The sequence below is a fragment of the Brevibacillus sp. GCM10020057 genome, from assembly GCF_042683565.1.
In the GTDB taxonomy this organism is placed as follows: domain Bacteria; phylum Bacillota; class Bacilli; order Brevibacillales; family Brevibacillaceae; genus Brevibacillus.
Genome location: NZ_JBHUJW010000043.1, coordinates 123,917 through 148,635, shown reverse-complemented (window position 1 = coordinate 148,635; position 24,719 = coordinate 123,917). Strand labels below are relative to the sequence as shown.

Here is a 24,719-nt window from a genome sequence, read left to right as displayed (position 1 = left end):
CGGATGTGAAGGGAGGAGATATCGTTGCCTTCAATCATAGGAGCAGTCAACATCAACAGCAACTCCGGAACGGTCAATTTTGGAGACACCCTCAACATATCTCCAAAATCCGCTTCCAAGACATTCTCCGGATCAGGCGGCGGCAACACCGGCAACCTCGTCAACACCGTCAACGGTGCCAGCGCCACAAACACGCTCGATCCGAGTGTGGTGGATCAGCCGCTCGTCGGTAATGTGTAAAGGCAGTGTTAATGGATATTCATTAACGCTGTTTTTATTTTTGGCAGGACCGGCCCGTCGGGGAACAGACAAGGCGAACAGACAAAAGGAGAAGGCCGCTGCGCCTCCTCCCTACAAATTGGCACGAAATGTTGTCTTTCTCTCGCGCGGCGAACCGTCTCTTGGCAAATACAGCTCCAGCAGCCCATCCTGGTACTGCGCCTTCATCCCTTTCGCACTAACCGACACCGGCAGCTCGATTTGCCTGCTGAACGTCCCGAATGCGCGCTCCTGCCGGATACAGGATGCGGCATACGGGTGCTTTTTGATCGCGCCCTTGATCTCCAGCGTGCGCTGCTCTGTCAACGTAACTTCCAGGCTGTCTCGGGCAAAGCCCGGCAGCTCGCAGCAAACGATGAGCAAATGCTCCGTTTGGTAAATGTCCGTAACAGGGAACGCTTCAGGACTGGACCGGGGCATGACGATCGGCCTGACTTTCTCCTTTTTTTGCTTCTTGGGCATCGCCGCTACGGCCTCACTGGCTTGTGCCGTTGCCTGCGAGGCTGTCTGTCCCGTCAGTTTCACCAGGCTCTCCCAGAAATTCGCGTCCAGAATCTGATTCATCTGGCTGAGTGCCTGCCACGGATGCTCCTGGTTGAAGTTCAGCTTTGCCAGGCTCTCTGACGTTTTTTGCAGCTCTCTCATGGTCTCCTGCAGGTTTTTCACGACGGCTTCTTCCTCCTTCCCCCTGTTTCGGTCAGGAATCCGGTGAAGCGATGGTTTTCCCTGCAGTATATGTACGACTGCCTAGCAGATGTGCGCCCGGCTAGGCACCGCTTTGCACAGTCTCGCCATTCTCGACAGGCGCGGGCGGAGCCAAAATGTCTGGCGGCGGCATGTCCGGAGAATACGGCTGCTCCTCCTGGCCATCTGACCCGTTGTCCGGATTGGCCGTTTCCGGCGGTTTCGTCTCATTGTCAGGATTCTGCGGCTTCGCTGGCGTCTGATTCGACTTGTCTGACGCCGCCGGCTTTTGAGGTTGGCTGCTCTTTTGCGGCTGCCTTACGGGAGTGCTCGCCACCGGCTTTGTCTGTGTTTTCATGTCCGCCTTAGCTACCTCGTAGATGGCCGCATCACTGAGCTCCCCGGAGCTTTTCGTCCCCTCTGCGCCCATTTCCGCCTGCAGGCTCGTCCGTATCGCCTCCATCTTTTCCCGGGGCCAGAGCGAATAGGGCGAGCTCCACACGGCTCCGTTGTCGAGCGAGACCATATTTTCCGAGGAAATCGTGCCGAAATCCATCGCCAGCCCGGTAATCTGATCCTTGGACAGATCGGTGCGGATATGCTTGCCAACCGTTTCCAGCACGTCTGTCAGACTGGCGATCCCGTCTATGGAAGCGACCTTGTCCGCTACCGCCTTGATCACCTGCTGCTGGCGCCGGTTGCGGTCGAAGTCGCTGGAATTGTAGGCGGCGCCCCGCTTGTCCAGACGATGGCGGACAAAGCCAAGCGCCTGCTCTCCGTTTAACACCTGCGTCCCTTTTTTCAAGCTGCGGTAGACTCCTCCCTGCGGCAGCTCGTAAACAAGGTCTTTGTCCACGTCCACCTTCACGCCCCCGAGCTTGTCGATCACGGCCGTAAAGCCTTCAAAATCAAGCTGGACGTAGTGGCCGACCGATACCCCCAGCATGTGCTCCAACGTTTTCTTCAGCAAGGTCATTCCGTTTTCCGTCACGGTCTCTCCCTTGCTCTCCGCCCGTTTCCTGATTTCCTCCCCGAGGGCGAACACTTCATTGATTTTGTGATAGCCCGGATAGCCGGGTATTTCCACCCGCGTGTCCCTTGGCAGGGAGAGCATCGTCAGCTTTTGCGTCACCGGATTCGCCACGGCCACCACCAGGACGTCCGTGTTGAGCATGCCGATATTTTTTCGCGTATCCAAACCCACGATGACAAAAGAAAGCGATTTCTTTTTCTCATACGGCTGTTCGACTTTTGGTTGATCGGGGAGCTTGTACGGGTCTTCCGTCACGATATCCAGCGTCTGGTTCAGCTGGCTAAGTGCGTAACCGGCACCGGCAGCCAACAGGCAGAAAAACAGACAACTGGCCAGAAGCACATACAGTTTTTTGCTGCCCCTGCCGCGCCGCTTCTTTTTGCTCGCCTGGCTTGCAGGAGTTTGCGGTTTTCCCATTCTTGCAGGCACGTACATCCACTCCTTTTTCTCATGAGATTGGCAAGCTGCCGCGATAAGATTCCTAACATTTTGAAAATCATGTCCCATTTTACCACAATCTGCCGAATAATTGTAGAACAGAGGGGCATCAGCCCGTTCGGTTGTGGTACATCCTTGCACTCTGCATACGAAACAGGTAGTCTAAAACTGGGTGTTGTACAGGAAAGTTAACGAGAATCGGGGGGGACTGGGAGTGGAACACGTACAGGTGCTGATCGCCGGTGGCGGCATCGGCGGACTGTCCGCGGCTATTTGGTGCCAACGATTGGGATTATCTTGTCTGCTTGTGGAAAAGACAGAACAACTCGGTGGGCAGCTGCTGCAAATCCGCAATGAAATCGTGGACTTTCCTCCCCGCGTCTATTCCAATGGGGCTGATTTGTTGGGGGAATTGGTGCTTCATCCGGCAATCCGCGACTTGCAGCCAAGGCTGGGAGAAGCGGTTGTCTCCATCGATTCTCACGCGCAAATCGTAACGACCACGAAAGCCGCCTACCATGCGCAATTTTTGATTGTAGCGACCGGGGTAAGCCCGAACGTCATTCCCTCGCTGCAAGGGTGCCCGCGCGTCTTGACTGCCGAGTTTTCCACCACTGCACACGCGTCCTCCGTAGCAGGCCAGGACATCGCCATCGTCGGAGGTGGTGACCGCGCATTGGAAAGCGCTTTTAATCTTGGCCGATTTGCGAACCGCGTCGATCTTCTCATCCGCAGCGATCATCTGCGTGCCCGCCCGGAGTGGACCCGGCGTCTGGAGGAGTTTCCCCATTTGCGCGTCTTTTGGGAGACGGAAATCGAGACGTACGAGCCAAGGAACGGCAAAATCGCCCTCAAGCTGCGCTCCCGTCATGCTGCACAGCCTGCGGAAATCGTCGTCGACTGGATTTTGCCGCGCATCGGCGTCCATGGCAACAGCGCCGATTTTCCGATGCTGACGACATTTGGAGACGCCTATCTCAAGACCGATGAATGCCAGCGTACCTGCTGCGACTGGGTCTACGCCCTGGGTGACGTCAGCAACGGCGCTTCCTACGCCAGCCTGTCGCTCGCTGCCGGGCAAGCGATGAAAGCCGTGAAGCACATCTCGCTGCAAATCCAGCAAGACGAATCGAGCTAGCAAAGGAGAGCAGGTCATGCACGTTTTTTACGATAACTCTGGCTTGCTCGTCGAGTTGACTTTTGATCCGCACACGTATTGTCAACACGAGGCGCGCCATGTCCTGATTTTTCCGTTTTGGCAGGGCAAGCTGCTGTTTACCCGCCATCGTACCCGTGGCATCGAATTGCCGGGGGGAAAAGTCGAAGCCGGCGAGAGCAGCCTGGCCGCCGCTGTCCGCGAGGCGTACGAAGAGACGGGGGCCATCCTCGAAGGCATCGAGCGCATCGGCCAATATACAATTGACCAAACCATGCACAAAGATATTTACGTAGCCCGCGTCCGCACATATGCCAAGACTCCTGTGGGCAGCGACGTGGTAGAGACTGTTCCTTTTGCAGACTATCCCGATCATGTAAAAGGAAATCCGCTGTTTTCCAGTTTGCTCTACGACGACGTCTATCCGCTGGCGCTCGCCCGGGCCAAGGCACATCCATTCGCCTGTCCGTAGCACGACAGCAAACAGGCATCTCCTAAAGTCCGCCCGCCCCTTTTCCAGGGGGCCTGGGGCAGACAGGGCGATGCCTGTTAATTTTTTTCCTTCTCTTTTCGTCCGGACAGGATTCGCTTGATGAGTTCGTTCGGATCGAAGCCGAACTTCCTTACCGCAGCTTCTCTGCGCTTTTCTTCCGGCGTCTGGGGCTCGATTCCCAGCAGCTCCGACACCTGCCTCCACGCCTTTCTCTCCTTCGCCTGCGCGTCCGCCTCTCCCGCTCCCTGAACCTGCTGCTGTGCCTGCTTCGGCTTCAGGAAAAAGATCGCGAGCACGCCAAAGACAAGGGACAAGCCTGCGATGGAGGTAAACATCACCGTCCGCGAAATGCCGAGCAGCCAGGTGAAGATCGGGGGACCGACAGCTACGCCAATAAAGCGGACGCCGCTGTACAGCGAAGTAATCATCCCGCGCTCTGCCTTCTCCACCGCTCCGACGATCATGCTGTTTAAGCACGGCAAGATCATCCCGGTCCCGATGCTGCCGAGCACGAGAATTCCGATGAGCACGTACGCCCCCTTCACGAAGCTGGCGAGTACATAGGATGCCGACAGCATGAACATCCCGACGATGACGAACCAGCGCATGAGACCGAGCTTCTTTTTGATAATCAGGCCGGTCAGGTAGGCGGCAATGCTCATGACCAGAAGCGGGATCGCCAGAAATCCCCCTTTGATGACGCCGTCAATTTTATACTTCTCCTCCAGCAGATCAGACAGGTAGAACAGTACGCCAAACAGCGTAAACAGGCAGATGCTCCCGATAAAGAACGCCGGAACGAGCCACTTCCCGTGCTGTTTGAACACCTGACCGATGGCGTGCAAATACTGCTTGACCGGCATCGGCTGTCTCTCCTGCTGGTTTTCCTTCGTCAGGAACAAAAACAGCAGCAGAACAACGCCGCAAATGACTGGAAACGCCAAAAACACCATGTACCACGAGATCAAAGCCAGCAAGGAACCAAAAATCGGGCTAAGCACTTTTCCCAGACCGTTCGACGTCTCCATCAGCCCCAATGCCTTGCTCTCCGATGCACCTTGAAACAAATCCCCCGCCAAAGCCATGGCGATCGGCGCGGTTCCCGCTGCGCCGATCCCTTGCAGGACACGACCGATCATAATAATGGAATACGGCTTGTCCCACCACAAGGCTGCCAAACCTGCCAACAGTCCCCCCAGCCCGTAGACGATGAGCGAGAGAAGAATGATGATTTTCCGTCCGAACCGGTCCGACAAATATCCGGCGAGCGGAATGACGAGACCTGCCGCAATCGAAAAAGCCGTAATGAGCAGGCTGGTCTGGAGCGAAGTGAGGTCCATTTTGGCTTTCATCGTCGGCAAGACGGGAATCAGCATGGAGTTGCCCAGCACCATGACGAGCGGAATACCTGTCAAGCCAATCAAGTTTTTTGTATGTTGCGCCATATGACACTCCTTCTTTCATGCGTACACACTGCCATCCCAGCGCATCGCGTGAATCAGCTCCCAGTCCGGCTCGATCCCGATCCCCGCTCCTTCCGGGATCGTGACCGCTCCGTTCACGGGCTGCAACGGAAACAGCTGTGAGAAAGGGTTTTCCATCACATCCCACTCTACCGGCTCGATCGGGTCGGCATCCATTTTGGACCATGCCGGCAGACAAGCCTGCGCAAACAGGGTGTACAACCGGGACAGCCCGCCGTCAAAGGAATGAGGGGAGATGCGGTAACCGAATTGACGAGCCATTTGCAGATGGGTCCGGTACGAGTCGATACCGTGTGTGTGCTGCAAATCAGGCTGGGCGATGTCGAGGGCCCCCGCCTGGTACAGAGGCAAAAACTGTGCGCAGCTCACCAGATTTTCTCCGCCAGCGAGCGGCACCGACAGCGCCGCCCTAAGCTTGACGTACTCTTGTGTGCGCTCGAGCGGCATCGGCTCCTCCAGCCACATCCAGTTCGTGTAGCGCCAGAAGATCCGCTCCCAAAGTCGGGCATGCGCCAGGTCGTAGCTCTGATTGGCGTCGAGGGCGACCAGTACGTCGGGCGGCAGCGATTGCATCAGCCGGTCGATGTGCGCCTGATCCTCTGCGATGGAGCGGCCGCCGATTTTTACTTTTACCCGCTTGTGTCCGGCGCGGATTTGCTCGGTTACAAACCGGATGGAGCTTTCTGCCCAGTCACCCTGTTCCCGGTACGATTGAAAGGAAGCGTATACCGGAATCTGCCGGTGGAACTTCCCGCCCCACAGCTCACATACAGACAACCCTGCGCGCTTGGCGACGATTTCTGTCAGCGCGATGCTCACTCCCGCTGCCGACCGCTGATGCCACTTGCTGATGACGTCCGTGATGGTCAGCCTGTCTGTCGCCAGCTTCCCGAGCAAGAACGGAATGATTCGCTCCTGAAAGCCGCGATGCAGCGTCGGCAGCCAATCGATAATTTCCCCCCAGCCATCGATTCCCGACCGCGTGATCAGGCGAATCAGATAGGAGGTGCGGTAGCGCTTGTAGCCATTTGCATCGCCGTATGCTTGCGGGAGGCGGTACAACAGCGGGTATGTTTCCACACGTTCGATTTGCATAGTCGGCTGATCCCCCCGCTACATCAGATCGTCGCGCCCTTCCCGACCCGCCCGTTCTTTTTAGTAGTCATCGTAGTTGAGATAGTAGCCTTTTCCTTCGCCCTTGCGCATGTATTCCTCGTAAGTACCGCTGCGCATGAAGTGGACGCTGTCCCGGCCGTGATACCCGTCGATGCCGGTGTAGCCGATTTCTTCCACTTCCTCGATAAAGCCGTCTGGCTCGTCACTTTCCACATACATTTCCTTGTAGTCGGTCTTGTCATTGTCCGCGTAGGAAAAAGGCGTGCTGGAGGTGCCCCACGCCTCGACAATCTGCCAGGCGTCCTCGCCGTCGAATCCGTTTTGCCCTTCTTTCTCGTCCAGCGATGTTCGCCCGAACGGAGGCTGCATAAATTCTTCCTCAATCGGGCGCGACTCGTTGACGTGCGGCGCCGGGGCGTGCTCCTTGCAGGTCTGGGCTTGCGGCAAAGCCTCCAGACGTTCCACGGGAATCTCCTTCCCGCAGACGGTACAGACTCCGTATGTGCCCTCGTCCATCCGCTTCAACGCCTGGTCGATTTCCTTCAGCGTCTCCCGGTCCAGGCTGTCCAGCGCCAAATCTTTCTCCCGTTCAAACAGCTCACTGCCAATGTCAGCGGGATGGTTGTCGTACATGGCAAACTCCTGCAAGGAAGCCGTCATCGCCTCTCGCATGCCGTAATGGTCCTGGACGCGATCTTCGAGCTCCTTCTTCTGCTCCAGCAGCCTTGCGCGAAACCTTGCCAGCAAGTCTTGGTCCACGGCAGACACCACCTTTGTTTGGTTTCCTCACCTGGTAGTATGTCTTCGCTTGTGCCGAAATAACCTGCCCCCATAAGTTGACTGCGTATCGCTCATGTTCGTAAACCTGGCTGCGCCTGGCCATTGCAGCCAGTCCCGCTTTCTTCCTTTGTCCGTGTCTGCCCTGCTCTTGCCAATCCTGTACAAAAAAACCTGCCAGCCCCGGATGGGAATGACAGGTTTTCGATTGACGTTCGTTTTTCGGTTGTGGTTTGCTTACTCGACCAGATGGGCGTAATGCTTCTCGACGATATCCGCGCAGCGTCCGCAAATGGTCGGCAAGGCCGGGCGCACGCCTACGTCGCGTTTGACCACACGGCAACGCTCGCACTTGACGCCCTCTGCAGCAGTGACCACTGCAGCGATTCCTTCGAGCTGGACAGCTTCCGCCGGTGCCGCAGTCCCTTGTGGATGTACTTCGACCTCTGCCACGATGAAAAGATCCGCCAGATCGTCCATAGCCGCGAGCGTCTTCGCCACTACCTCTGTTTGCGGATAGAGCGTCAGCTTCGCATCAACGGAGTTTCCGAACACTTTGTTGCGGCGCGCTTCTTCCATTGCTTTCAGCACTTCGTCTCGCACGGTGAGGAACGCATCCCATTTGTCCGCTTCTTCGGCAGAGAAGCCGAGATGCTGCTCGTCTGCTTCAGGCATGTCGGTCAGCTGAACGCTCTTCTCGGTCACGCCCGGGATAAAGCCCCACACTTCATCTGCCGTATGCGGCAAGAGCGGTGCCACCAGCTTCACGAGATTGAGCAGGCAATCGTACATGACGGTTTGAGCTGCCCGGCGCTTGAGGCTGTCAGGCGCTTCGACGTACAGGCGGTCCTTGCAGATGTCCAGATAGAACGCGGACAGGTCGATGACGCAGAAGTTGCGGACAGCGTGGAATACCGTATGGAACTGGTAGTCATCGTACGCCTTGCGCACGCGTTTGACCATCTTCGCTGCTCTCGCCAGCACGTAACGGTCCAGCTCACCCAGCTGTTCGTAGGTAACGCGGTGTTTCGCCGGATCGAAGCCGTCCAGGTTTCCGAGCAGGAAGCGGAACGTATTGCGGATTTTCCGGTACACTTCCGCGATCTGGCTCAGGATGGCATCCGAAATCCGTTGGTCTGCCTGGTAGTCAACGGAAGCGACCCACAGACGCAGGATGTCTGCCCCAAGGCTATTGATAACCTCTTGCGGCACGATCACATTCCCCAGCGATTTGGACATTTTCCGTCCTTCGCCGTCGAGCGTGAAGCCGTGGCTGAGCACGCCTTTGTACGGCGCCGTGCCAAACACGGCAACGCTGGTGGACAGCGAGGAGTTGAACCATCCGCGATATTGGTCGGAGCCTTCCAGATACAAATCTGCCGGCCAGCTGACTCCCCGTTCCTTCAAGACAGCGACGTGGCTGGAACCGGAATCGAACCAGACGTCCATGATGTCCGTTTCTTTGCGGAACTCGGTGCAGCCACATTTCGAGCAGGACAGACCTTCCGGCACCAGCTCGCTTGCTTCGCGGGCAAACCAGACAGAGGAGCCTTCTTTGCGGAACAGCTCCGCGATGTGGTTGATCGTCGTGTCGTTGATGACCGGCTCATTGCAGGATTTGCAGTAGAAGATCGGGATCGGTACACCCCATACGCGCTGACGGGAAATGCACCAGTCGCCGCGGTCCGCGATCATGTTGGCGAGGCGGGTTTCGCCCCAGTGCGGAATCCATTTCACCTGTTTGATCGCTTCCAGCATTTGCTCGCGGAAACCGTCGATAGACGCAAACCACTGTTCTGTCGCGCGGTAGATCACCGGCTTTTTCGTCCGCCAGTCATGCGGATAGGAGTGGGTGAAGAAGCTGAGCTTGAGCAATGCGCCTTTTTCTTGCAGCTTTTCCGTCACTACTTTGTTGGCATCCTCGTAGAACAGACCTTCAAAGCCAGGCGCTTCACTGGTCATTTTTCCTTCGTGGTCGACCGGGCAAAGCACGCCCAGATTGTATTTTTGTCCCACAGCAAAGTCGTCTTCCCCATGTCCGGGAGCCGTGTGGACGCAGCCGGTACCGGCATCCAGTGTCACGTGCTCGCCAAGGATGATGGGAGAAGTGCGGTCATAGAATGGATGCTGCGTCACGACGCCTTCCAGATCTGCGCCCTTGTGCGTGGAGAGCACTTCTACGCTCTCCCAGCCGATTTCCTTGCTTGCGCCTTCCACCAGTCCGCTCGCGACGAGGAACTTGCGGCCATCCGCTTTCACGACACTGTACTCCAGCTCCGGATGCAGCGAGATTGCCAGGTTCGCCGGAATCGTCCACGGGGTAGTCGTCCAGATGACGACGCCTGTTTCATTGTCCAGATGTCCTTTGCCGTCCACCACCTGGAAGCTGACGTAAATGGAAGGGGAGCGTTTGTCCTTGTACTCGATTTCCGCATCAGCCAGAGCCGTCTCGGAAGAAGGAGACCAGTACACACAGCGCAGCCCTTTGTAGATGTAGCCTTTTTTCGCCATTTCCCCGAACACGCGGATCTGGTTCGCTTCGTATTCCGGACGCAGCGTCACGTAAGGGTTTTCCCAGTCGCCGCGAATGCCCAGACGTTTGAACTGGTCGCGCTGTTTGTTGATGTAAGACCAGGCATAGTCTTCGCAGCGCTTGCGGAAATCATTGACTTCAATGCTGCGGCGATCCAGCCCTTGCGCATTGACGATTGCCTGTTCGATCGGAAGGCCGTGCGTATCCCAACCCGGAATGTACGGAGCGCAGAAGCCCGCCATCGATTTGTAGCGCACAATAAAGTCTTTGAGGATTTTGTTCAGCGCATGGCCGATGTGAATATCCCCGTTCGCATACGGCGGGCCGTCATGCAGGACAAAGGACGGGCGCCCCGCTGTACGCTCCTGAACGAGCTTGTAAATGTCCATCTCGTCCCACGCAGCCTGCACGAGAGGCTCGCGATTCGGCAGGTTGCCGCGCATAGGAAAATCCGTTTTTGGCAGCGATAACGTTTTGCTGAAATCCATAGCTACATTCACTCCTAAATGAATATAAAAAAGCCTTCACTCATCCCGATTGGGACGAGAGAAGGCTCCCGTGGTACCACCCAGATTGAACGACCGCCTATGCGAAAAGGGCATAAGCCGACCATCGTTCCACTTGTCTCATTCGTAACGGGAATGACGCGCTCACTTACTCCCTCGCCACCAGCTGTCGGCAAGATTTCGGCTATTGAACTCCCGGGTGATTTTCTGCGGATGCAGCTGACCGGGCTCTCACCTACCCCCGGCTCTCTTGACAGCGCGATTCTCACGTACTCTTCCCGATCATCGTCGACTTATGTTGTTGTCAGAACAAAAGTTGATTTTCATTATAGTACCATCATCAACCGAACGTCAATGCTTTATTCAACAACGACAGCAGAATCTGCCTGCTCGATGTCATCCCACGCACCGTTTTCCAGCATTTCCAGCTGGGCTTCCAGCAGTGTGCGGAAGCGCATGCGGTAGACGGAGGCGCGTTTTTTCAATTCTTCGATTTCGATGGCGATCTTGCGGGACTTGGCCAGCGCTTCGTTGACGATCCGGTCCGCATTTTTCTCGGCTTCCTTCAAAATCAGCTGCGCTTCCTTGCGCGCATTCGACTTGACATCTTCCGCCGTCTCTTGCGCCACCAGAATGGACTTGCTCAAATTTTCTTCCAGGCTCTTATAATGATCCACACGCTCATTGAGAATGGCGATGCGCTCTTCCAATTCCTTTTTTTCTTTAATCAGGAGTTCAAAATCTTTAATGACCTGATCCAGAAACTCGTTTACTTCGTCAATGTTGTATCCGCGAAATCCGGTACTGAATTCCTTATTGTGTATATCCAACGGCGTTAAAGGCACATGAACCCCCCACTTTTCCCGATAATCATTGCCTTACCTTTCGACAAGTTCAGCTGTATATCCTGCCGTATTTTGCAAATTTTTCAGATCAGCTCTATCTTATGTAACAAGCCCGACATTCATGCGCAGCCTGCCGCTGCGGGTCGGTCCCATGATTTCCAGCACTTTGAAGCGCCCAAAACCTGCCAGGGAGACCATATCCCCTGCCTGCAGCGCATGCGCAGGGTCCTCCACAATCTTCCAGTTCACTTTCACTTTCCCGGCACGGATCGGCACGACGGCCTTGGCCCTCGATAAATGGTGCACTTCCCCGATGACGGCATCCAGCCGAGGAGACGGCACCGTAATCGTTTTCTCCGCAAAGCGCGGTGCCGGCGGGGAAAACGCCTCCCATGCCACCCGTTCAAACTGGACAGAAGTGCGGTGAATCTGCGTCACCTGCATACAGATGTAATCCGCCACTTCCTCCGCGACGACGGCATAGCTGCCCTCTGCATCTGTCAGCATGTCCCCGAATTTTTCCCGCTTCATCCCTGCATTCAGAAGCGCCCCCATCACATCCCGGTGCTCGAATACGTGAAAGCGCTGGTCGGCGTGAATACGCAGCAAGGCCAGCCGGTAGTCTTCCGGGTCAACGGTCATGTACTCGGGGTGGAGAATCGCCCGCACACGCTCAGCCCCGTCATAGCCGCCGTGTGCCGAAATGCACACATCGTGCACCTGGGAGGACAGACTGCGAAAGATGAAGAGCTGCCGCGGGTCCAGAAAATCAGTAAGGCGCATGGCCTGCTTCCGCTCTACTTGCGTCAGCATTTCCAGCGCCCGTTCGACAAAGGGACGTTCTTCTTTTCCAAAGTGATCAAATAGACTCATCGTGCTCACTCGCCTAAGCAATTTTCGTCAAAATGGAAAAAAGTCCGTAATAGGCAAAACGTAATGCGATCAAAGCGACAACCGGAGAAATGTCAATGAATCCGAGCGGCGGGATAAAGCGGCGAAACGGCGCCAAATACGGCTCGACCAGCCGTTCCAGAAGCTGCCCGATTCCGGTCTCGCGCATTTGCGGCACCCACGACATCAAGATGTAGGCAATAATCATGTATTGATAAACCGTAAATGCAAAATCCAATACAGTCAGAAGGTAACCCATTCCCTCACCCTTTTTTCATCGTATAATCCCTATTCTTCCATCACACTGGAGATTGTACCCTGGATGTCCACGTGATCCGGGGTGCACACAAAGATGGTGTCGCCCACTTTTTGAATATCTCCGTTCAGCGCATAGACCGTTCCGCTCAAGAAGTCGATAATCCGCTTCGCCTGGTCCTTTTCCACGCGGTGCAGATTCACCACGACCGGCCTGCGATGGCGCAGGTTGTCTGCGATATCTTGCGCATCACTGTAATGACGGGGTTCACAGAGAATCAGACGGATGCCCTCCTTTTCCCTGGCTTGAAAAGGGACCACGTTGTTCGCACGGCTCGCTTGCGGCCGTCTGTGCATAGTCTCTTGCTCCTCGTGATCGTCTTCTTCAATCGTTTCTTCGATGTATTCTTCGTTTTCCAGACCCAGGAACCCCATCAGTTTGTTCATAACTCCCATTCTCTTATCCTCCTTTCCTTACTCTGTACCGTCGACAGGACCGAACCTTGGTTCATGGCTTCACCAACACAGAGCCCAGTCGAATATATGTAGCTCCTTCTTCAATCGCCACTTCAAAATCGCTGGACATACCCATGGACAGCTCCTCGATTTGCACGTGAGGGAATGTCCATTCGTTTATTCGCTCTTTCCATTCGCGCAAACCGCGAAATACCGGCCGCGCCTCCTCCGCATTTTCGACAACAGGCGCCATGGTCATCAATCCCATGATCTTTATATGTTTCATATTACTGGTTTCCTGCAAAAAAGCCAATACATCATTGGGACTAAGCCCAAATTTTGTCTCTTCACCGGAAATATTTAGCTGCAAAAAGCAATGGACAACCTGATTTAGCGCCTGTCCCCTTTTGTTCAGCTCCTCGGCCAGAGACAGTCGATCCAGCGAATGGATGTACGGAAATCGTCCTACGACTTCTTTCGCTTTGTTCGTCTGCAAGTGGCCGATGAAATGCCACGTGCCCCGATCCCCGTACTGCTCGTACTTGGGCACGCCATCCTGCACGCGGTTTTCCCCGATATGCTCGATTCCGGCATCAAGCAGGTCGCGGATCGCTTCGGCATCGACGTATTTGGTTACGGCAATAATCTTTACGTCTTCCCGCTTTCGCCCGGCTCGCGCGCATGCCGCCTGAATTCTTTCCTCGATTGCTTGCATCCGTTGCTTCAACAGTTCCATGTCCATACTCATGACGAACTACTTGCTCCCTTCCTGGTTTTCCAACCGATAAACGAAGCCATCCGCCCCGTAGTTCCCGCTGCTCCCGCTTCCTTGCGATGGGAAAAAAACAAGTCGGTACGGCAGCTCGTACACCAGTCTGTAGATTCGATATGGTCCGGCGAAATGCCCGCTTCCAGCAAAATGAGCGTATTGAGCTTGCGCAAGTCGAGCATATACCGTCCGTTCCCGGATGGAGCTACACATTGCTCCCAGTCCCTGGCGCTCGTTTGCACCTGCTCCATGATTCGTTCATCCACCTCGTAGCAGCAGCCGCCGATCGAAGGCCCGATGGCTGCCAACAGCTGTTCGCGCTTCGCTTTGGATTGCTGCTCCAACGCTTTCACCATTTCCTCGGCAATACGCGCAACGGTCCCTTTCCAGCCCGCGTGCGCCAGTCCGATCGCCCCGGAGGCCGGATCGAGGAAAAACAGCGGCACACAGTCAGCATAAAAGGAAGCGAGCAAAATTCCCTCTTTTTCCGTAAACAGACCGTCGGTAGCCGCAATGACATCCCCAAGGCTCTCTCTGCCAGCGCCTCCCGCCGTCACCTGGCATACGCGGTTGCCGTGCACCTGATCCGCGCACGTCCACGCCTCAAACGGAAACTGAAGATGCTGGGCGAGCATCCGTCGATTGACCACCACATGCGCCGGGTCGTCGCCTACGTGCAACCCCATATTGAAAGACTCGTACGGTTGTTCACTTACTCCTCCCGTGCGAATCGTAAACCCAGCTACCAGACCGGGAAACCGATGTTCCCAATCCTGCAAATGCAAAAACGGTCGATCCTGCGCCATGACAAACGGTTCTCTCATGTTGTCACCTTCCTCATATGGCTTATCATACCATAGCTGAACAGAAAAAAAAGGCGATTCCCCGCCTTTCTTTCCCTACCCTCTGTAATCTTCACCGGAGGTTCTCGCCTCTACCCGCAGCGTCTCTTCTATGCGTACAAGCACGACATCCTTGCCAATCTTGACAATATTGCGCCAGGGAATAACAAAATCGTTGCCGGATGAAAAAAAGCCCAGAAACTTGCCAGGTCCAGGCACAACAATCGCCTCTACGCGTCCGTGACGCAAATCAATTTCCAGATCGGAAATATGCCCAAGCCGCTTCCCGTCCAGAATATTCACTACTTCTTTCGTCTGGAAGTCAGAGATTTTCACCATTCTTTCTCACCCACTTTTCTCCGTTACTTGTAGTATATGAGTCGCGTGCGGAATATGTCCCGTCTGAAGAAAAAAGCTCGGGGCGGCGTCTCCTTCTTCCAGACAACCATACAAAAAACCCGAACGGACCGAATGCCGCCGGGTTTCCTATGTAAGATACCGTTACGATTGTACGTGCTTTTGCATATGGGCGATCGCCGCTTTTTCCAGCCGTGACACCTGAGCTTGCGAGATACCGATTTCCTCCGCTACCTCCATCTGGGTCTTCCCCTCGTAAAAGCGCATGGATAAAATCATTTTTTCCCTTTCACCCAGACGCTGCATGCCTTCCCGCAAGGCGATTTCTTCCACCCACGTCACGTCCTTGTTTTTTTCATCGCTGATTTGATCCATGACGTAGATCGGGTCTCCGCCATCCTGATAGATCGGCTCGAACAGGGAAACGGGGTCCTGAATCGCATCGAGAGCGAATACGACATCTTCCTTGGCTACGTTCAATTCCTGAGAGATCTCTGTGATGGTGGGCTCGCGCGAATGTTTGTTAGTCAGGTTGTCGCGCACCTGCAAGGCCTTGTACGCGATGTCGCGCAACGATCTGGAGACACGTATCGGATTGTTGTCCCGCAAATACCGCCGAATCTCGCCGATGATCATCGGCACCGCATAGGTGGAGAATTTGACGTTTTGCCCGAGATCAAAGTTGTCGATCGCTTTCATCAATCCGATGCAACCCACCTGAAACAGATCGTCCACGAACTCTCCGCGGTTGTTGAACCGCTGGATGACGCTGAGCACCAGCCGCAGATTGCCGTTGACCAGCTTTTCGCGTGCAGCCAGTTCGCCGCCCTGGAGCCGTTCAAACAGCTCTCTCATCTCTTTGTTCGTCAGCACAGGAAGCTTGGAGGTATCTACCCCGCATATCTCTACCTTGTTGCGCGTCACGTCTTTCCCTCCTCGAAGCAAGAAAAAAGTCCCTATCCCGGTTGTCTTGAAAGGCCGCGTACTGACGCGTAGCCGACGTGAAAGTGGAAAAAGCCACTCTCGGTCTCGGTTTAGGAACAGTATCCCCCTCGAATGGGAAAATATGCGTTAGACCATTTTGTTGAACTCTTTTCGCAACCGTTTTATAATTCGTTTTTCCAGACGGGAAATGTACGATTGGGAGATGCCCAAAAGGTCCGCGACATCCTTTTGCGTTTTTTCCTCTTCCCCTGCCAGGCCGAAGCGCAGCTCCATGATGATGCGCTCCCGCTCGGACAGTTTATCCAGCGCTTTTTTCAGCAGCTTGCGATCGACCTGGTCTTCGATGTTTTTGTAGATCGTATCATTTTCCGTCCCCAGCACATCCGAGAGCAGCAGTTCATTGCCATCCCAGTCAATGTTCAGCGGTTCGTCAAACGATACTTCGGAGCGAATTTTGTTGTTGCGGCGCAGGTACATCAAAATTTCGTTCTCGATACAACGCGAGGCGTATGTCGCCAGCTTGATGTTTTTGTCCGGGTCAAACGTGTTCACCGCCTTGATCAGGCCAATCGTCCCGATGCTGACCAGATCCTCGATATGGATGCCCGTATTCTCGAATTTGCGGGCGATGTACACGACCAGCCGCAGATTGCGCTCAATCAGCACTCCCCGAACTGCCGGGTCTCCGGAAGGAAGCCGTCCCAGCAGAATCTCCTCCTCTTCCCTGGTCAGCGGTGGAGGCAGGGCTTCACTCCCGCCAATGTAATAGACTTCTTCCGCGCGTGCACCAATCCACAGCAAGATACGGTACCAGATCAATTGGAGTTTCAGGCGAAGTTTTACGTACATGATTAGCCCTCCTGTTCGAGAATAAAGGTCGATTCTTGAGAATTGGTCTCCATCATTGCGGGATGCACGATGGCCTGATAACGCCCGTCAGCGGCCAACGGAATCGGGTTGAGGCCGATCAGCACCTTTTGCGTCTCATAGCGGGTACTGCCTTGCACGACAAGGACGTGGTCCGGTTTGACTGCGAGCAAAAAATCCATTCCTCGCGACACGCTCCGGTACGGAATCAACCGGACAAGCGGCTGCCACTCTGCCGGCAGGTCTCCCCAGGAGCCGTCCAGCTTCTCCCACACTCCACCGTTTTCATCGGCTTGTCGGAGAAGCGGCGGCGGAAGCAAATGTGCCAACATGCGCGTTTCCATAATCATGACCGGAATGCGGGTAATCGGCTCATGCAGCTGGTTGCCCGTATCCACGAGTCCCCGGCAAATCACCTTCTCCCCTGCCAGCGTCACAGCGACATCGACGAGAAAAGCGTCCAGCTTGCGCGGCTCCTGAATGGCGCGGTAGCTTTTCCGGTTAATGACGTACACCATGGCAAACCCGCAGATCACGATGAGCAGCGTCGGCTTGAACCCGACACCGAAGCCGTCGTTGTGCGTGACGACCAGCCCGTGAACGATTTCGCTCCTCGGGGCGAGAAAATATTGGAGACCAAAGACGCCCCCGCCAAACACGAACGCGACAAAGTAAAAAATGATCAGGTTTTGGGTAAAGGCGAGCAGTCTTTTGTTGCCGAAAGCGATCCACAGCATGAGGATGGAAAAGAGCAGCTTGATCGACCACTGATACATCGAGGAAAACGCCGGGAAGAAGAAAAAGGCAAGATACGTACAGCCAGACAGGGCAGCAACAATCAGCCTCCACCAGACCACGCGCTCTTTGCGAAAATAGGCGGTAAACCAGAGCAACAAGGTATCAATCGCCATGTTCAGGAGTAGAATGATATCAAGGTACACTACCACTTTCTCGTCACCTCCCGCCTCATCCCTCCCTTGCCAGCCAACCAGGCAGTCAGCGTGCTTTGACGAGAGTGATTGCCGCATGCGGCCGATTTCCTGACGGCTTACATGCAGTATATATCAATGTGTATGTAAAATCTGTCAATTCTTGACGATGTAATTTTGGATTTTTTGTAGATGGAAGCCTATCACGGCGGCGCAGCCGTTCCCCTTCAAGAATCCGCAGATGAAGACCGATGCATAAAAAAGACCTTGCTCCTTCGCGTAGGAACAAGGTCTTGCTTTTGCACGTATGGCTATTTTTTATTCCGGCGACGGTTGCGCAGGAATGCGGGAATATCGAGATTGTCCAGATTGCTCATGGAGAAAAAGGACTTGTCGTCTTCCTCATCCTTTTGACGGTTCATATTCGGATTGGACACCTGCGTCGGTCTGCTGCCAACCGAATTGATTTGCGGCTGCGGACGGCGTGCCGCTTCCTGGCGCTGAGACTGTTCAAAGCCTGTGGCAATGACTGTCACGACCAGCTCATTTTTCAGATCTTCGTTGATGACGGCACCGAAGATCATGTTGACGTCCGGATCTGCCGCAGAAGACACGATGTCTGCCGCTTCGTTCACTTCGTACAAGCTCAGGTTGGTACCGCCTGTAATGTTCATCAGAACACCGCGTGCCCCGTCGATCGAGGTCTCCAAGAGCGGGCTGGAGATCGCACGGCGGGCAGCTTCGGCCGCTCTGTTTTCACCGCTGCCCACACCAATTCCCATCAGGGCGGAGCCGCGCTCGGTCATGATCGTTTTGACGTCCGCAAAGTCGAGGTTGATCAATCCCGGTACGGCGATGAGGTCGGAAATCCCTTGCACCCCCTGGCGCAGGATGTTGTCCGCCTCACGGAACGCTTCCAGCATCGGCGTGTTTTTGTCGACGATCTCCAGCAGACGGTCGTTCGGGATGACGATCAGCGTGTCCACTTTTTCTTTCAGGGCAGCAATCCCTGCTTCCCCGTGCTGGGAACGTTTGCGGCCTTCAAAGGAAAACGGACGGGTCACGACCCCTACCGTCAAGGCGCCCAGTTCCTTGGCAATTTCCGCTACGACAGGGGCCGCACCGGTTCCGGTACCACCGCCCATACCTGCCGTGACGAATACCATGTCCGCTCCCCGCAAGGCATTTTCAATCATGTCGCGGCTTTCTTCAGCAGCCTTCTTCCCGATTTCCGGATTGGCACCCGCTCCGAGACCCCGTGTCAATTTTTCTCCGATTTGCAGCTTGATGTCCGCGCTGGACAACTGGAGTGCCTGTGCATCGGTGTTCAAGGTAATGAATTCTACCCCTTTCACACCGCCTGCGATCATGCGGTTCACGGCGTTGCTTCCGCCGCCCCCGCAGCCAATGACCTTAATTCGCGCAAAGGATTCCAAATCCATATCAAATTCCAGCATGTTGCTAGTCCTCCCCAATTCAACATAAAGAAGCTCCGTGTCTGCGTGAAGCCTTCAGTCAAACAAAGTAACATTTCGTTGAAACCTTTCCACCTTTTGCAGAAAACGAAACATTCCAATATTCGCCATCGTCATCTTCTATAGCCAAAGGCCACAAGATGTTAAATAAACTCACTGAACCAGTTTTTCACTTTTTCCATCAAACCGGGGCCATCCTTCGGCTTTGACACGGTTTGCTTCGGTGTGCCTTTGAATGAGGGGGTCGAGCGAATGCTGCGGCGCTCCATCAACTGCAAGGCATATTGAATCAAACCTACCCCAGTGGTGTAGGCAGGGTCCCGCACTCCGATATAATCCGGAATCGCGATGCGCACAGGTGCTCCCAACTCTTCCTTGGCCAACTCGAGCATGCCAGGCATCGCTACCGTACCTCCCGTGAGCACATACCCTCCCGCGATTTCGTCACGGAAGCCCAATTTGTAGACTGCCTCCTCGACTAATTGGAAAATTTCCGCAGCTCGCGGCTCGATAATATTGGCCAGGTCGACCTGCGTAAACTGCTTCTCAACATCGCTGCCGATCCGGTTGACCTTGAATTTCACGTCTTCGGACGCCTCGTCGATCAAGGCGCAGCCATTCTTTACTTTCACCCTGTCGGCCACATCCGTATGCGTGCGCAATCCGAGCGAAATGTCGCTGGTAATGTGGTCGCCACCGATGCCGATTACGGTGGTAGCTGCCAGTTTTCCCTGTTCAAATACACCGATCGTGGTAGAACCCGCACCGATGTCGACCAGAACAACACCCATGTTTTTGTCATCCTTGGAAAGGGCTACGGTACTGGCTGCAAGCGGCTGCAGGAAAATTCCGGCAACCCGCAAATTGGTCCTTTGGGCGCAACGAACAATGTTATGTACAACCGTTTTCAAACCGGTCACAATGGTTCCTTCCATTTCCAGTCGGACACCGATCATTCCGCGCGGGTCTTTTATACTACCCTGACCATCTACAATATACTCATTTGGAACGACCTCGATAATTTCTCTATCCGGCGGGATGGCAACAACCTTTGCTGCCTGAATTACGCGTTGGATGTCTTCCTCCCGTATCTCACGGTCTTCGCTGGATACAGCGACAACCCCTTGTGTCTCATGCAGCTCGATATGATTCCCAGTGATACCGACATACACTTCTTCGATCGAAACGCCAACCATGCGCTCTGCATGGTCAACCGCTTCCCGGATGGCATGCACGGTTTGGTCGATGTCGACAATCACGCCCTTTTTAATTCCTTCCGAGTGTGCTTGGCCGACGCCGATGATGTTGATGGAACCGTTGTTGATTTCGCCGATCATGACGCGAACTTTTGATGTTCCAATATCTAGGCTGACGATGAGTTCATTACTTACCAAACCTGTGACACCTCCTCTGCTACGTCTTTTATTTTGCAAAAGCGAGAACACCTGCATAAATTATTCCACACAGGACACCCATTCCCTTTTTTTCAGCTTTATTTTTTGTAAAAATATGACCTTTTTCCCACTACCTGCACTAGTCTTGCTGGTTGATCCAGCGAGATAGCACAATTCTCCTAATTACGGCCAGATTATTGAACAATCGTACGCCAAAAGCAACGATCGCTGCCAAGTAGAGATCAATCCCCAAAAACCCGCCAATAAAAGCGAGGCCGGCCGCGAAGAGCGTATTGAAAAAGAATCCGGACAAGAAAATCCGAACATTGAAAGTACGCTCCAGAAACGAACGAATCCCCCCAAAGATTGTATCCAATCCGGCCAGCAAGGCAATGGAAAGATAACTGCTATATTCCTGGGGCACACGCCAATCCAGCAAGAAGCCGACAACGAGACCGACGATCAGTCCGATAAGCGGGAGCCACATGTTACGAATCTCCTTTTTCTTTTACAGGTTTCATATATTGGATGGAACGAGGCTCGGTATTGGCAGAGATCACCAGCTTGTCCCGTTTTTCCGCGAGCACTTTCTTGTTCGCCAGCTGAAAATTCTCCTCTACCCCTTCCAGCTTCAGCGCAGACAAAAGCACGTCCGGGTCTCCCAAGGCTTTCAGTTCGTAAGGCGGCTTGATCGTGTGCGTATCGATCTGGATCGTGTCACCTACGTTGCGAATGGCAGTAGTTGAAATCAGCCGATGGCCATTGATCGACACCGCTTGTGCTCCATTCGCGAACAATATGTTAACGAGCCACCGCAAATCTTCGTCATCAATGGTGTAATCCGTGACAGGTGCCGTCATGTGACCGTCCAGGACGTTATCATCGGGAATTTTGGCGTCCACCACTTCCAGAACGACGCCCTCTCCTTCCACTTCAACCAATCCGGCCATCCTGCGGTTGCGGGCCAGCTCCTCTTTCATGACGGAGATACTCTCGTCTTCGCTGAGTGAGGTCTCGTACTGGTAGTACAGCTGGTTGTACTTGGAGATGTCCGCCAGCAGGTTTTTATGTTTTTCCAGTTCCTTTTGCAACGTCGTCCGCAGCTCAGCGATACTGCGAGACTCTTTGTGCACGGGGTTCAGATTGCTCCTGACCTGTACGGCCAACATCACACCTATGATAGCACTAATGATGGCAAGAATAAATGTGATTTTTCGGCTTTTTTGTAACATCGGTAAACGCATCCTTCAACTAGGAGTGTTTGGTTTTGACGTCACCCACAAATGCTGGCAACTGAACGCGGTCTTTTTTGGCTACGTCGATCTGCACAAAGTCCTGCAAGGAATGCAGCACGCCGCCCGGCAAGTTCAAGGCGCTCTCCATCGTGGCCGGATCTCCGATGGCCGTGACGACGAAAGGGGCAGCGGACTTGATGCCATTGACAATGATCGTCGGCCCAATACAGCGGATAGACGAATTGCTGACCAGGCGCTGGCCGTTAATGCTGATCGCTTCCGCTCCGGCTGCGCGCAGCTCGTTGACGACCAGCCGGACATCCTGCTCATGCACGATGTAATTGGCAATATCCGCGCTGCTGGCGGCATTCTGGCTATCCTGCATGGTGACGACGATACCCGGTCCTTCTACGGCGACCACACCGGCCAGCATCCGCGCCGCTTCCAGCTGGGCAAACGTTTCCGCCGCCTCTGATTTGCGCTCGGCCATCGCCTCCTCGACTTTGCCTACCTGGCGCTGCAGGTCGAGCAGCTGCTTTTCCAGATGCTGATTCTGCTCCTTTTCCGACACGATCCGGTCGTTGAGCTGGGTCTCCTGCTGGAACAGCTGATCGTTGTATCGCTCCTTGCGCGTCAGCTTCGTGGTCTCGATCGAAGTCGCCACCAAAAATCCGGTACAACACGTCACGATCGTTAAATAGAAATGAAATTTGCGCCGTCGACTCATGTTCTACTTTCCCCTTTATTCATTCCTGCTGCTTTTGGGACTGTTCCTCCGCCGTTTGCAGCGGCACGGCTTCGCTCGCTGCTTCATACGGCACGAACCAGGGCTGTTCAAATAGAGAGAGTACGCCTTTTTTGCCAGGAGGCAGTTCTTTTGCAATAGCAGGATACCAGTTCAGCATTTTGTCCAGCTTGTAAATGACGCTTCGCACTTCGTTTCCGTCCCGCATGAACAACGTCACCCGCTGCTTGTCATACACAGTCGGGGTGAGTGTAATGTCCGAGATTTCCTCCAATACGGCAGGACTTAGCTTTGCCAGCGATTTTGCGAGATTGGGCAGCAACTCCGGAGACGACCACGAGCTGATCAAGGGCCTGTCCACTACGCGATCGGCGAAATTGACCTGTTTGAGCACAAGCCCGTTTTCCAGCAGCGGATAGCGCGTCCCGTCCTGCCCGTTCCAGAAGGCCACCCGCTTTTGCTCGGTGACATGCAGCGAAATGACTCCCGGGAAAGAGCGGCTGACAGTGACTTCCTTGATCCCCGCCAAGGATGCCAGATTTTTTTGCACGTCGCTTTCCCATACGTTAAGAAACTGCATGTCCTTCGTCAAGCCAGATTGACTCACAATCTGCTCCGCAGAATAGATGTCGTTGCCGAACACCTGAATTTCCTGCACTTTGCTGTATGGTGAGCGAATGAATACGATAATAAGTACGGTAAGAAAAAACAGCACAAGCAAAGTAACCAGTTTGCGGTTTCCCCTTCTTCGAGGGCGTTGCTGTCTGACTTGCGGAATGCGTTCCTCGTATACCGCCATGACCTTTTCCTTTCTCCATCCATCCTGGGCTTGTCCCGTGTGCGCGTTGATCGATTCGCAATAGAAAAAAATGGATCGGATTGGAATATTTGTAATGGAACAAAACAGGGAAAGCGGCATAGCACTATGCCGCTTAGCTCTCCCTCGGTTATACCGACACCCGCGATATGTTGGCTCCCAGTTGCTGAAGCTGCAGTTCAAGCCGCTCATATCCCCTGTCGATATGATGAATCTGGCTTACAGTCGTCGTTCCTTCGGCAGCGAGGCCGGCGAGCACCAGAGCTGCACCTGCCCGAAGATCCGTCGCTTCCACACTCGCCGCTGTCAGCTTGTTGACACCGCGAATAATAGCTGATCCCAGATCCACGTATATGGAGGCGCCCATTCGCGCCAGTTCATTCACATGTTTGAATCTTGCCTCGAATATCGTTTCTTTGATAACACTCGTTCCCCTGGCCTGTGACAAAAACACCATCAGCTGCGCCTGCAAATCGGTCGGAAATCCCGGAAACGGGGAGGTAATAATCCGGTCGTAAGCGCGTGGACGTGATGTACTTTTGATTTCCATTATATCATGGCGGGTCTTGATTTCAACACCACAGCTACGTGCCACTTCAATCAATGCAGTGAGGTGCTCGGGCAAAGTATTGGTCAGTTCGATATGCCCTTGGGCCACCCCTGCGGCTAAAAGGAACGTACCTGTCACAATCCGGTCCGGAATGATGCGGTAGCTGACGGAACGCAGTTTGTGGACCCCGGTAATCTCGATCGTATCGGTACCCGCTCCGCGGATTCGTGCCCCCATCGCATTCAAAAAGTTTTGCAAATCAACGATCTCTGGTTCCCTCGCCGCGTTGCAAATGCGAGTCGTACCTTTTGCCAAAACGGCCGCCATCATGATATTTTCTGTCGCGCCCACACTGGGGAAGGAAAGAAAGATATTGGTCCCGCGTAATTGTTTCGCCCGAAATGTAATGTAACCTTCTGATTCTTCCACTTTGGCACCAAGCGCCGTCAACCCGGATAAATGCAAATCGATTCTGCGCTCTCCAATGTCGCAGCCGCCTGGCCTGGAAATGGTGACCTCGCCCAATCTCGCCAGGAGCGGGCCAGCCAGGAAAATAGAAGATCGCATCTGGCTCATTAAGTTGTCCGGGATCTGCGGGACGGAGACAGACGCAGTATCCAGATCGACACATCCATCCTGATGCCTCGTTTTCGCCCCCAGCGAATCCAGAATTTCCAGCATCACTTTGATATCTTTCAGGTGGGGGACATCGTAGATATAGAATTGCCCTTCCGCCAGCAAAGCGGCAGCAAGTATGGGAAGAGCAGCGTTCTTGGCACCTTGGATACGAAGCGAACCGGACAGAGGTCTTCCGCCTTCGATCGCAAAAGTCTCCAAACTTTCACCTC

26 protein-coding genes and 1 other annotated feature are annotated in these 24,719 nt (G+C 54.4%); of the genes, 3 read left to right on the top strand and 23 right to left on the bottom strand.

Annotation, left to right across the window (positions count from 1 at the left end):
• The first annotated feature begins 24 nt into the window (after window positions 1-24).
• A complete protein-coding gene (locus ACFSO0_RS14330; protein ID WP_376881411.1) occupies window positions 25-240 on the top strand; it encodes a spore germination protein in 216 nt (71 codons plus the stop codon).
• A gap of 111 nt (window positions 241-351) precedes the next feature.
• Here the strand turns inward: ACFSO0_RS14330 and ACFSO0_RS14325 are convergent, their stop codons facing one another.
• A complete protein-coding gene (locus ACFSO0_RS14325) occupies window positions 352-945 on the bottom strand; it encodes an Hsp20/alpha crystallin family protein (RefSeq protein WP_376881410.1) in 594 nt (197 codons plus the stop codon).
• A 100-nt stretch (window positions 946-1,045) separates the two neighbouring features.
• Complete coding sequence (locus tag ACFSO0_RS14320; protein WP_376881408.1) at window positions 1,046-2,425, bottom strand: LCP family protein; 1,380 nt, start codon at window positions 2,423-2,425, stop codon at window positions 1,046-1,048.
• A 223-nt stretch (window positions 2,426-2,648) separates the two neighbouring features.
• On the opposite strand from ACFSO0_RS14320, the gene ACFSO0_RS14315 reads away from it, so the two are divergent.
• A complete protein-coding gene (locus ACFSO0_RS14315) occupies window positions 2,649-3,572 on the top strand; it encodes an NAD(P)/FAD-dependent oxidoreductase (RefSeq protein ID WP_376881407.1) in 924 nt (307 codons plus the stop codon).
• A 16-nt stretch (window positions 3,573-3,588) separates the two neighbouring features.
• Entirely contained in the window at window positions 3,589-4,062 is a 474-nt protein-coding gene (locus tag ACFSO0_RS14310; protein ID WP_376881406.1) for an NUDIX domain-containing protein, read from the top strand.
• 77 nt (window positions 4,063-4,139) lie between these two features.
• Here ACFSO0_RS14310 and ACFSO0_RS14305 read toward each other — a convergent pair whose 3' ends face one another.
• From ACFSO0_RS14305 to murA, 21 genes are all read right to left on the bottom strand, one after another.
• Window positions 4,140-5,528, bottom strand: a complete 1,389-nt coding sequence (locus ACFSO0_RS14305; RefSeq protein WP_376881404.1) for an MFS transporter — start codon at window positions 5,526-5,528, stop codon at window positions 4,140-4,142.
• Between the two features lie 15 nt (window positions 5,529-5,543).
• Window positions 5,544-6,662 (bottom strand): mandelate racemase/muconate lactonizing enzyme family protein, encoded by a 1,119-nt coding sequence (locus ACFSO0_RS14300; RefSeq protein ID WP_376881402.1) that lies wholly within the window; start codon window positions 6,660-6,662, stop codon window positions 5,544-5,546.
• A gap of 60 nt (window positions 6,663-6,722) precedes the next feature.
• The gene (locus tag ACFSO0_RS14295; protein WP_376881400.1) at window positions 6,723-7,442 is read right to left on the bottom strand and encodes a TraR/DksA C4-type zinc finger protein; all 720 of its coding nucleotides are present in this window, start codon (window positions 7,440-7,442) and stop codon (window positions 6,723-6,725) included.
• A gap of 255 nt (window positions 7,443-7,697) precedes the next feature.
• The gene (gene ileS / locus ACFSO0_RS14290; protein WP_376881399.1) at window positions 7,698-10,481 is read right to left on the bottom strand and encodes an isoleucine--tRNA ligase; all 2,784 of its coding nucleotides are present in this window, start codon (window positions 10,479-10,481) and stop codon (window positions 7,698-7,700) included.
• A gap of 47 nt (window positions 10,482-10,528) precedes the next feature.
• Window positions 10,529-10,794 (bottom strand) — a binding site (T-box leader).
• A gap of 64 nt (window positions 10,795-10,858) precedes the next feature.
• Window positions 10,859-11,344, bottom strand: coding sequence for a DivIVA domain-containing protein (locus ACFSO0_RS14285; protein WP_376881397.1), 486 nt, complete (start codon window positions 11,342-11,344; stop codon window positions 10,859-10,861).
• A 99-nt stretch (window positions 11,345-11,443) separates the two neighbouring features.
• The gene (locus ACFSO0_RS14280; RefSeq protein ID WP_376881395.1) at window positions 11,444-12,217 is read right to left on the bottom strand and encodes a YlmH family RNA-binding protein; all 774 of its coding nucleotides are present in this window, start codon (window positions 12,215-12,217) and stop codon (window positions 11,444-11,446) included.
• 13 nt (window positions 12,218-12,230) lie between these two features.
• Complete coding sequence (locus ACFSO0_RS14275) at window positions 12,231-12,494, bottom strand: YggT family protein (protein WP_376881393.1); 264 nt, start codon at window positions 12,492-12,494, stop codon at window positions 12,231-12,233.
• Window positions 12,495-12,523: 29 nt separating this feature from the next.
• Complete coding sequence (locus ACFSO0_RS14270; protein WP_376881391.1) at window positions 12,524-12,946, bottom strand: cell division protein SepF; 423 nt, start codon at window positions 12,944-12,946, stop codon at window positions 12,524-12,526.
• A 52-nt stretch (window positions 12,947-12,998) separates the two neighbouring features.
• On the bottom strand, window positions 12,999-13,694 hold the full coding sequence (locus ACFSO0_RS14265) for a YggS family pyridoxal phosphate-dependent enzyme (protein WP_376881390.1): 696 nt from the start codon (window positions 13,692-13,694) through the stop codon (window positions 12,999-13,001).
• Entirely contained in the window at window positions 13,691-14,539 is an 849-nt protein-coding gene (gene pgeF / locus ACFSO0_RS14260) for a peptidoglycan editing factor PgeF (protein ID WP_376881388.1), read from the bottom strand. Before pgeF ends, ACFSO0_RS14265 begins: the two co-directional genes overlap by 4 nt.
• Window positions 14,540-14,614: 75 nt before the next feature.
• Complete coding sequence (locus ACFSO0_RS14255; RefSeq protein ID WP_376881386.1) at window positions 14,615-14,896, bottom strand: YlmC/YmxH family sporulation protein; 282 nt, start codon at window positions 14,894-14,896, stop codon at window positions 14,615-14,617.
• Between the two features lie 162 nt (window positions 14,897-15,058).
• On the bottom strand, window positions 15,059-15,838 hold the full coding sequence (gene sigG, locus ACFSO0_RS14250; protein ID WP_376881385.1) for an RNA polymerase sporulation sigma factor SigG: 780 nt from the start codon (window positions 15,836-15,838) through the stop codon (window positions 15,059-15,061).
• A gap of 147 nt (window positions 15,839-15,985) precedes the next feature.
• Window positions 15,986-16,708, bottom strand: a complete 723-nt coding sequence (gene sigE / locus ACFSO0_RS14245; protein ID WP_376881383.1) for an RNA polymerase sporulation sigma factor SigE — start codon at window positions 16,706-16,708, stop codon at window positions 15,986-15,988.
• Between the two features lie 2 nt (window positions 16,709-16,710).
• A complete protein-coding gene (gene spoIIGA, locus ACFSO0_RS14240; RefSeq protein ID WP_376883194.1) occupies window positions 16,711-17,673 on the bottom strand; it encodes a sigma-E processing peptidase SpoIIGA in 963 nt (320 codons plus the stop codon).
• A 293-nt stretch (window positions 17,674-17,966) separates the two neighbouring features.
• A complete protein-coding gene (gene ftsZ, locus ACFSO0_RS14235; RefSeq protein ID WP_376881381.1) occupies window positions 17,967-19,112 on the bottom strand; it encodes a cell division protein FtsZ in 1,146 nt (381 codons plus the stop codon).
• 161 nt (window positions 19,113-19,273) lie between these two features.
• Entirely contained in the window at window positions 19,274-20,524 is a 1,251-nt protein-coding gene (ftsA, locus tag ACFSO0_RS14230) for a cell division protein FtsA (RefSeq protein WP_376881380.1), read from the bottom strand.
• Window positions 20,525-20,663: 139 nt separating this feature from the next.
• Window positions 20,664-21,011, bottom strand: a complete 348-nt coding sequence (locus ACFSO0_RS14225) for a small basic family protein (protein ID WP_376881378.1) — start codon at window positions 21,009-21,011, stop codon at window positions 20,664-20,666.
• 1 nt (window position 21,012) lies between these two features.
• Window positions 21,013-21,756, bottom strand: a complete 744-nt coding sequence (locus tag ACFSO0_RS14220; RefSeq protein WP_376881376.1) for a DUF881 domain-containing protein — start codon at window positions 21,754-21,756, stop codon at window positions 21,013-21,015.
• Between the two features lie 19 nt (window positions 21,757-21,775).
• Window positions 21,776-22,486, bottom strand: coding sequence for a DUF881 domain-containing protein (locus ACFSO0_RS14215; protein ID WP_376881374.1), 711 nt, complete (start codon window positions 22,484-22,486; stop codon window positions 21,776-21,778).
• 19 nt (window positions 22,487-22,505) lie between these two features.
• Entirely contained in the window at window positions 22,506-23,303 is a 798-nt protein-coding gene (locus ACFSO0_RS14210; protein WP_376881372.1) for a cell division protein FtsQ/DivIB, read from the bottom strand.
• A gap of 148 nt (window positions 23,304-23,451) precedes the next feature.
• A complete protein-coding gene (gene murA / locus ACFSO0_RS14205) occupies window positions 23,452-24,708 on the bottom strand; it encodes a UDP-N-acetylglucosamine 1-carboxyvinyltransferase (protein ID WP_376881370.1) in 1,257 nt (418 codons plus the stop codon).
• Window positions 24,709-24,719 lie beyond the last annotated feature (11 nt).

What these genes read in the sequence shown, in the direction of transcription:
- ACFSO0_RS14275 (WP_376881393.1), bottom strand. Translation starts at nt 12,494, where the DNA reads ATGGGTTACCTTCTGACTGTATTGGATTTTGCATTTACGGTTTATCAA.
- ACFSO0_RS14310 (WP_376881406.1), top strand. Translation starts at nt 3,589, where the DNA reads ATGCACGTTTTTTACGATAACTCTGGCTTGCTCGTCGAGTTGACTTTT.
- ileS (WP_376881399.1), bottom strand. Translation starts at nt 10,481, where the DNA reads ATGGATTTCAGCAAAACGTTATCGCTGCCAAAAACGGATTTTCCTATG.
- sigE (WP_376881383.1), bottom strand. Translation starts at nt 16,708, where the DNA reads ATGTACGTAAAACTTCGCCTGAAACTCCAATTGATCTGGTACCGTATC.
- ACFSO0_RS14305 (WP_376881404.1), bottom strand. Translation starts at nt 5,528, where the DNA reads ATGGCGCAACATACAAAAAACTTGATTGGCTTGACAGGTATTCCGCTC.
- ACFSO0_RS14280 (WP_376881395.1), bottom strand. Translation starts at nt 12,217, where the DNA reads ATGAGTCTATTTGATCACTTTGGAAAAGAAGAACGTCCCTTTGTCGAA.
- ACFSO0_RS14225 (WP_376881378.1), bottom strand. Translation starts at nt 21,011, where the DNA reads ATGTGGCTCCCGCTTATCGGACTGATCGTCGGTCTCGTTGTCGGCTTC.
- ftsZ (WP_376881381.1), bottom strand. Translation starts at nt 19,112, where the DNA reads ATGCTGGAATTTGATATGGATTTGGAATCCTTTGCGCGAATTAAGGTC.
- ACFSO0_RS14300 (WP_376881402.1), bottom strand. Translation starts at nt 6,662, where the DNA reads ATGCAAATCGAACGTGTGGAAACATACCCGCTGTTGTACCGCCTCCCG.
- ACFSO0_RS14265 (WP_376881390.1), bottom strand. Translation starts at nt 13,694, where the DNA reads ATGAGTATGGACATGGAACTGTTGAAGCAACGGATGCAAGCAATCGAG.
- ACFSO0_RS14210 (WP_376881372.1), bottom strand. Translation starts at nt 23,303, where the DNA reads ATGGCGGTATACGAGGAACGCATTCCGCAAGTCAGACAGCAACGCCCT.
- ACFSO0_RS14220 (WP_376881376.1), bottom strand. Translation starts at nt 21,756, where the DNA reads ATGTTACAAAAAAGCCGAAAAATCACATTTATTCTTGCCATCATTAGT.
- ACFSO0_RS14215 (WP_376881374.1), bottom strand. Translation starts at nt 22,486, where the DNA reads ATGAGTCGACGGCGCAAATTTCATTTCTATTTAACGATCGTGACGTGT.
- ACFSO0_RS14255 (WP_376881386.1), bottom strand. Translation starts at nt 14,896, where the DNA reads ATGGTGAAAATCTCTGACTTCCAGACGAAAGAAGTAGTGAATATTCTG.
- pgeF (WP_376881388.1), bottom strand. Translation starts at nt 14,539, where the DNA reads ATGAGAGAACCGTTTGTCATGGCGCAGGATCGACCGTTTTTGCATTTG.
- ACFSO0_RS14270 (WP_376881391.1), bottom strand. Translation starts at nt 12,946, where the DNA reads ATGGGAGTTATGAACAAACTGATGGGGTTCCTGGGTCTGGAAAACGAA.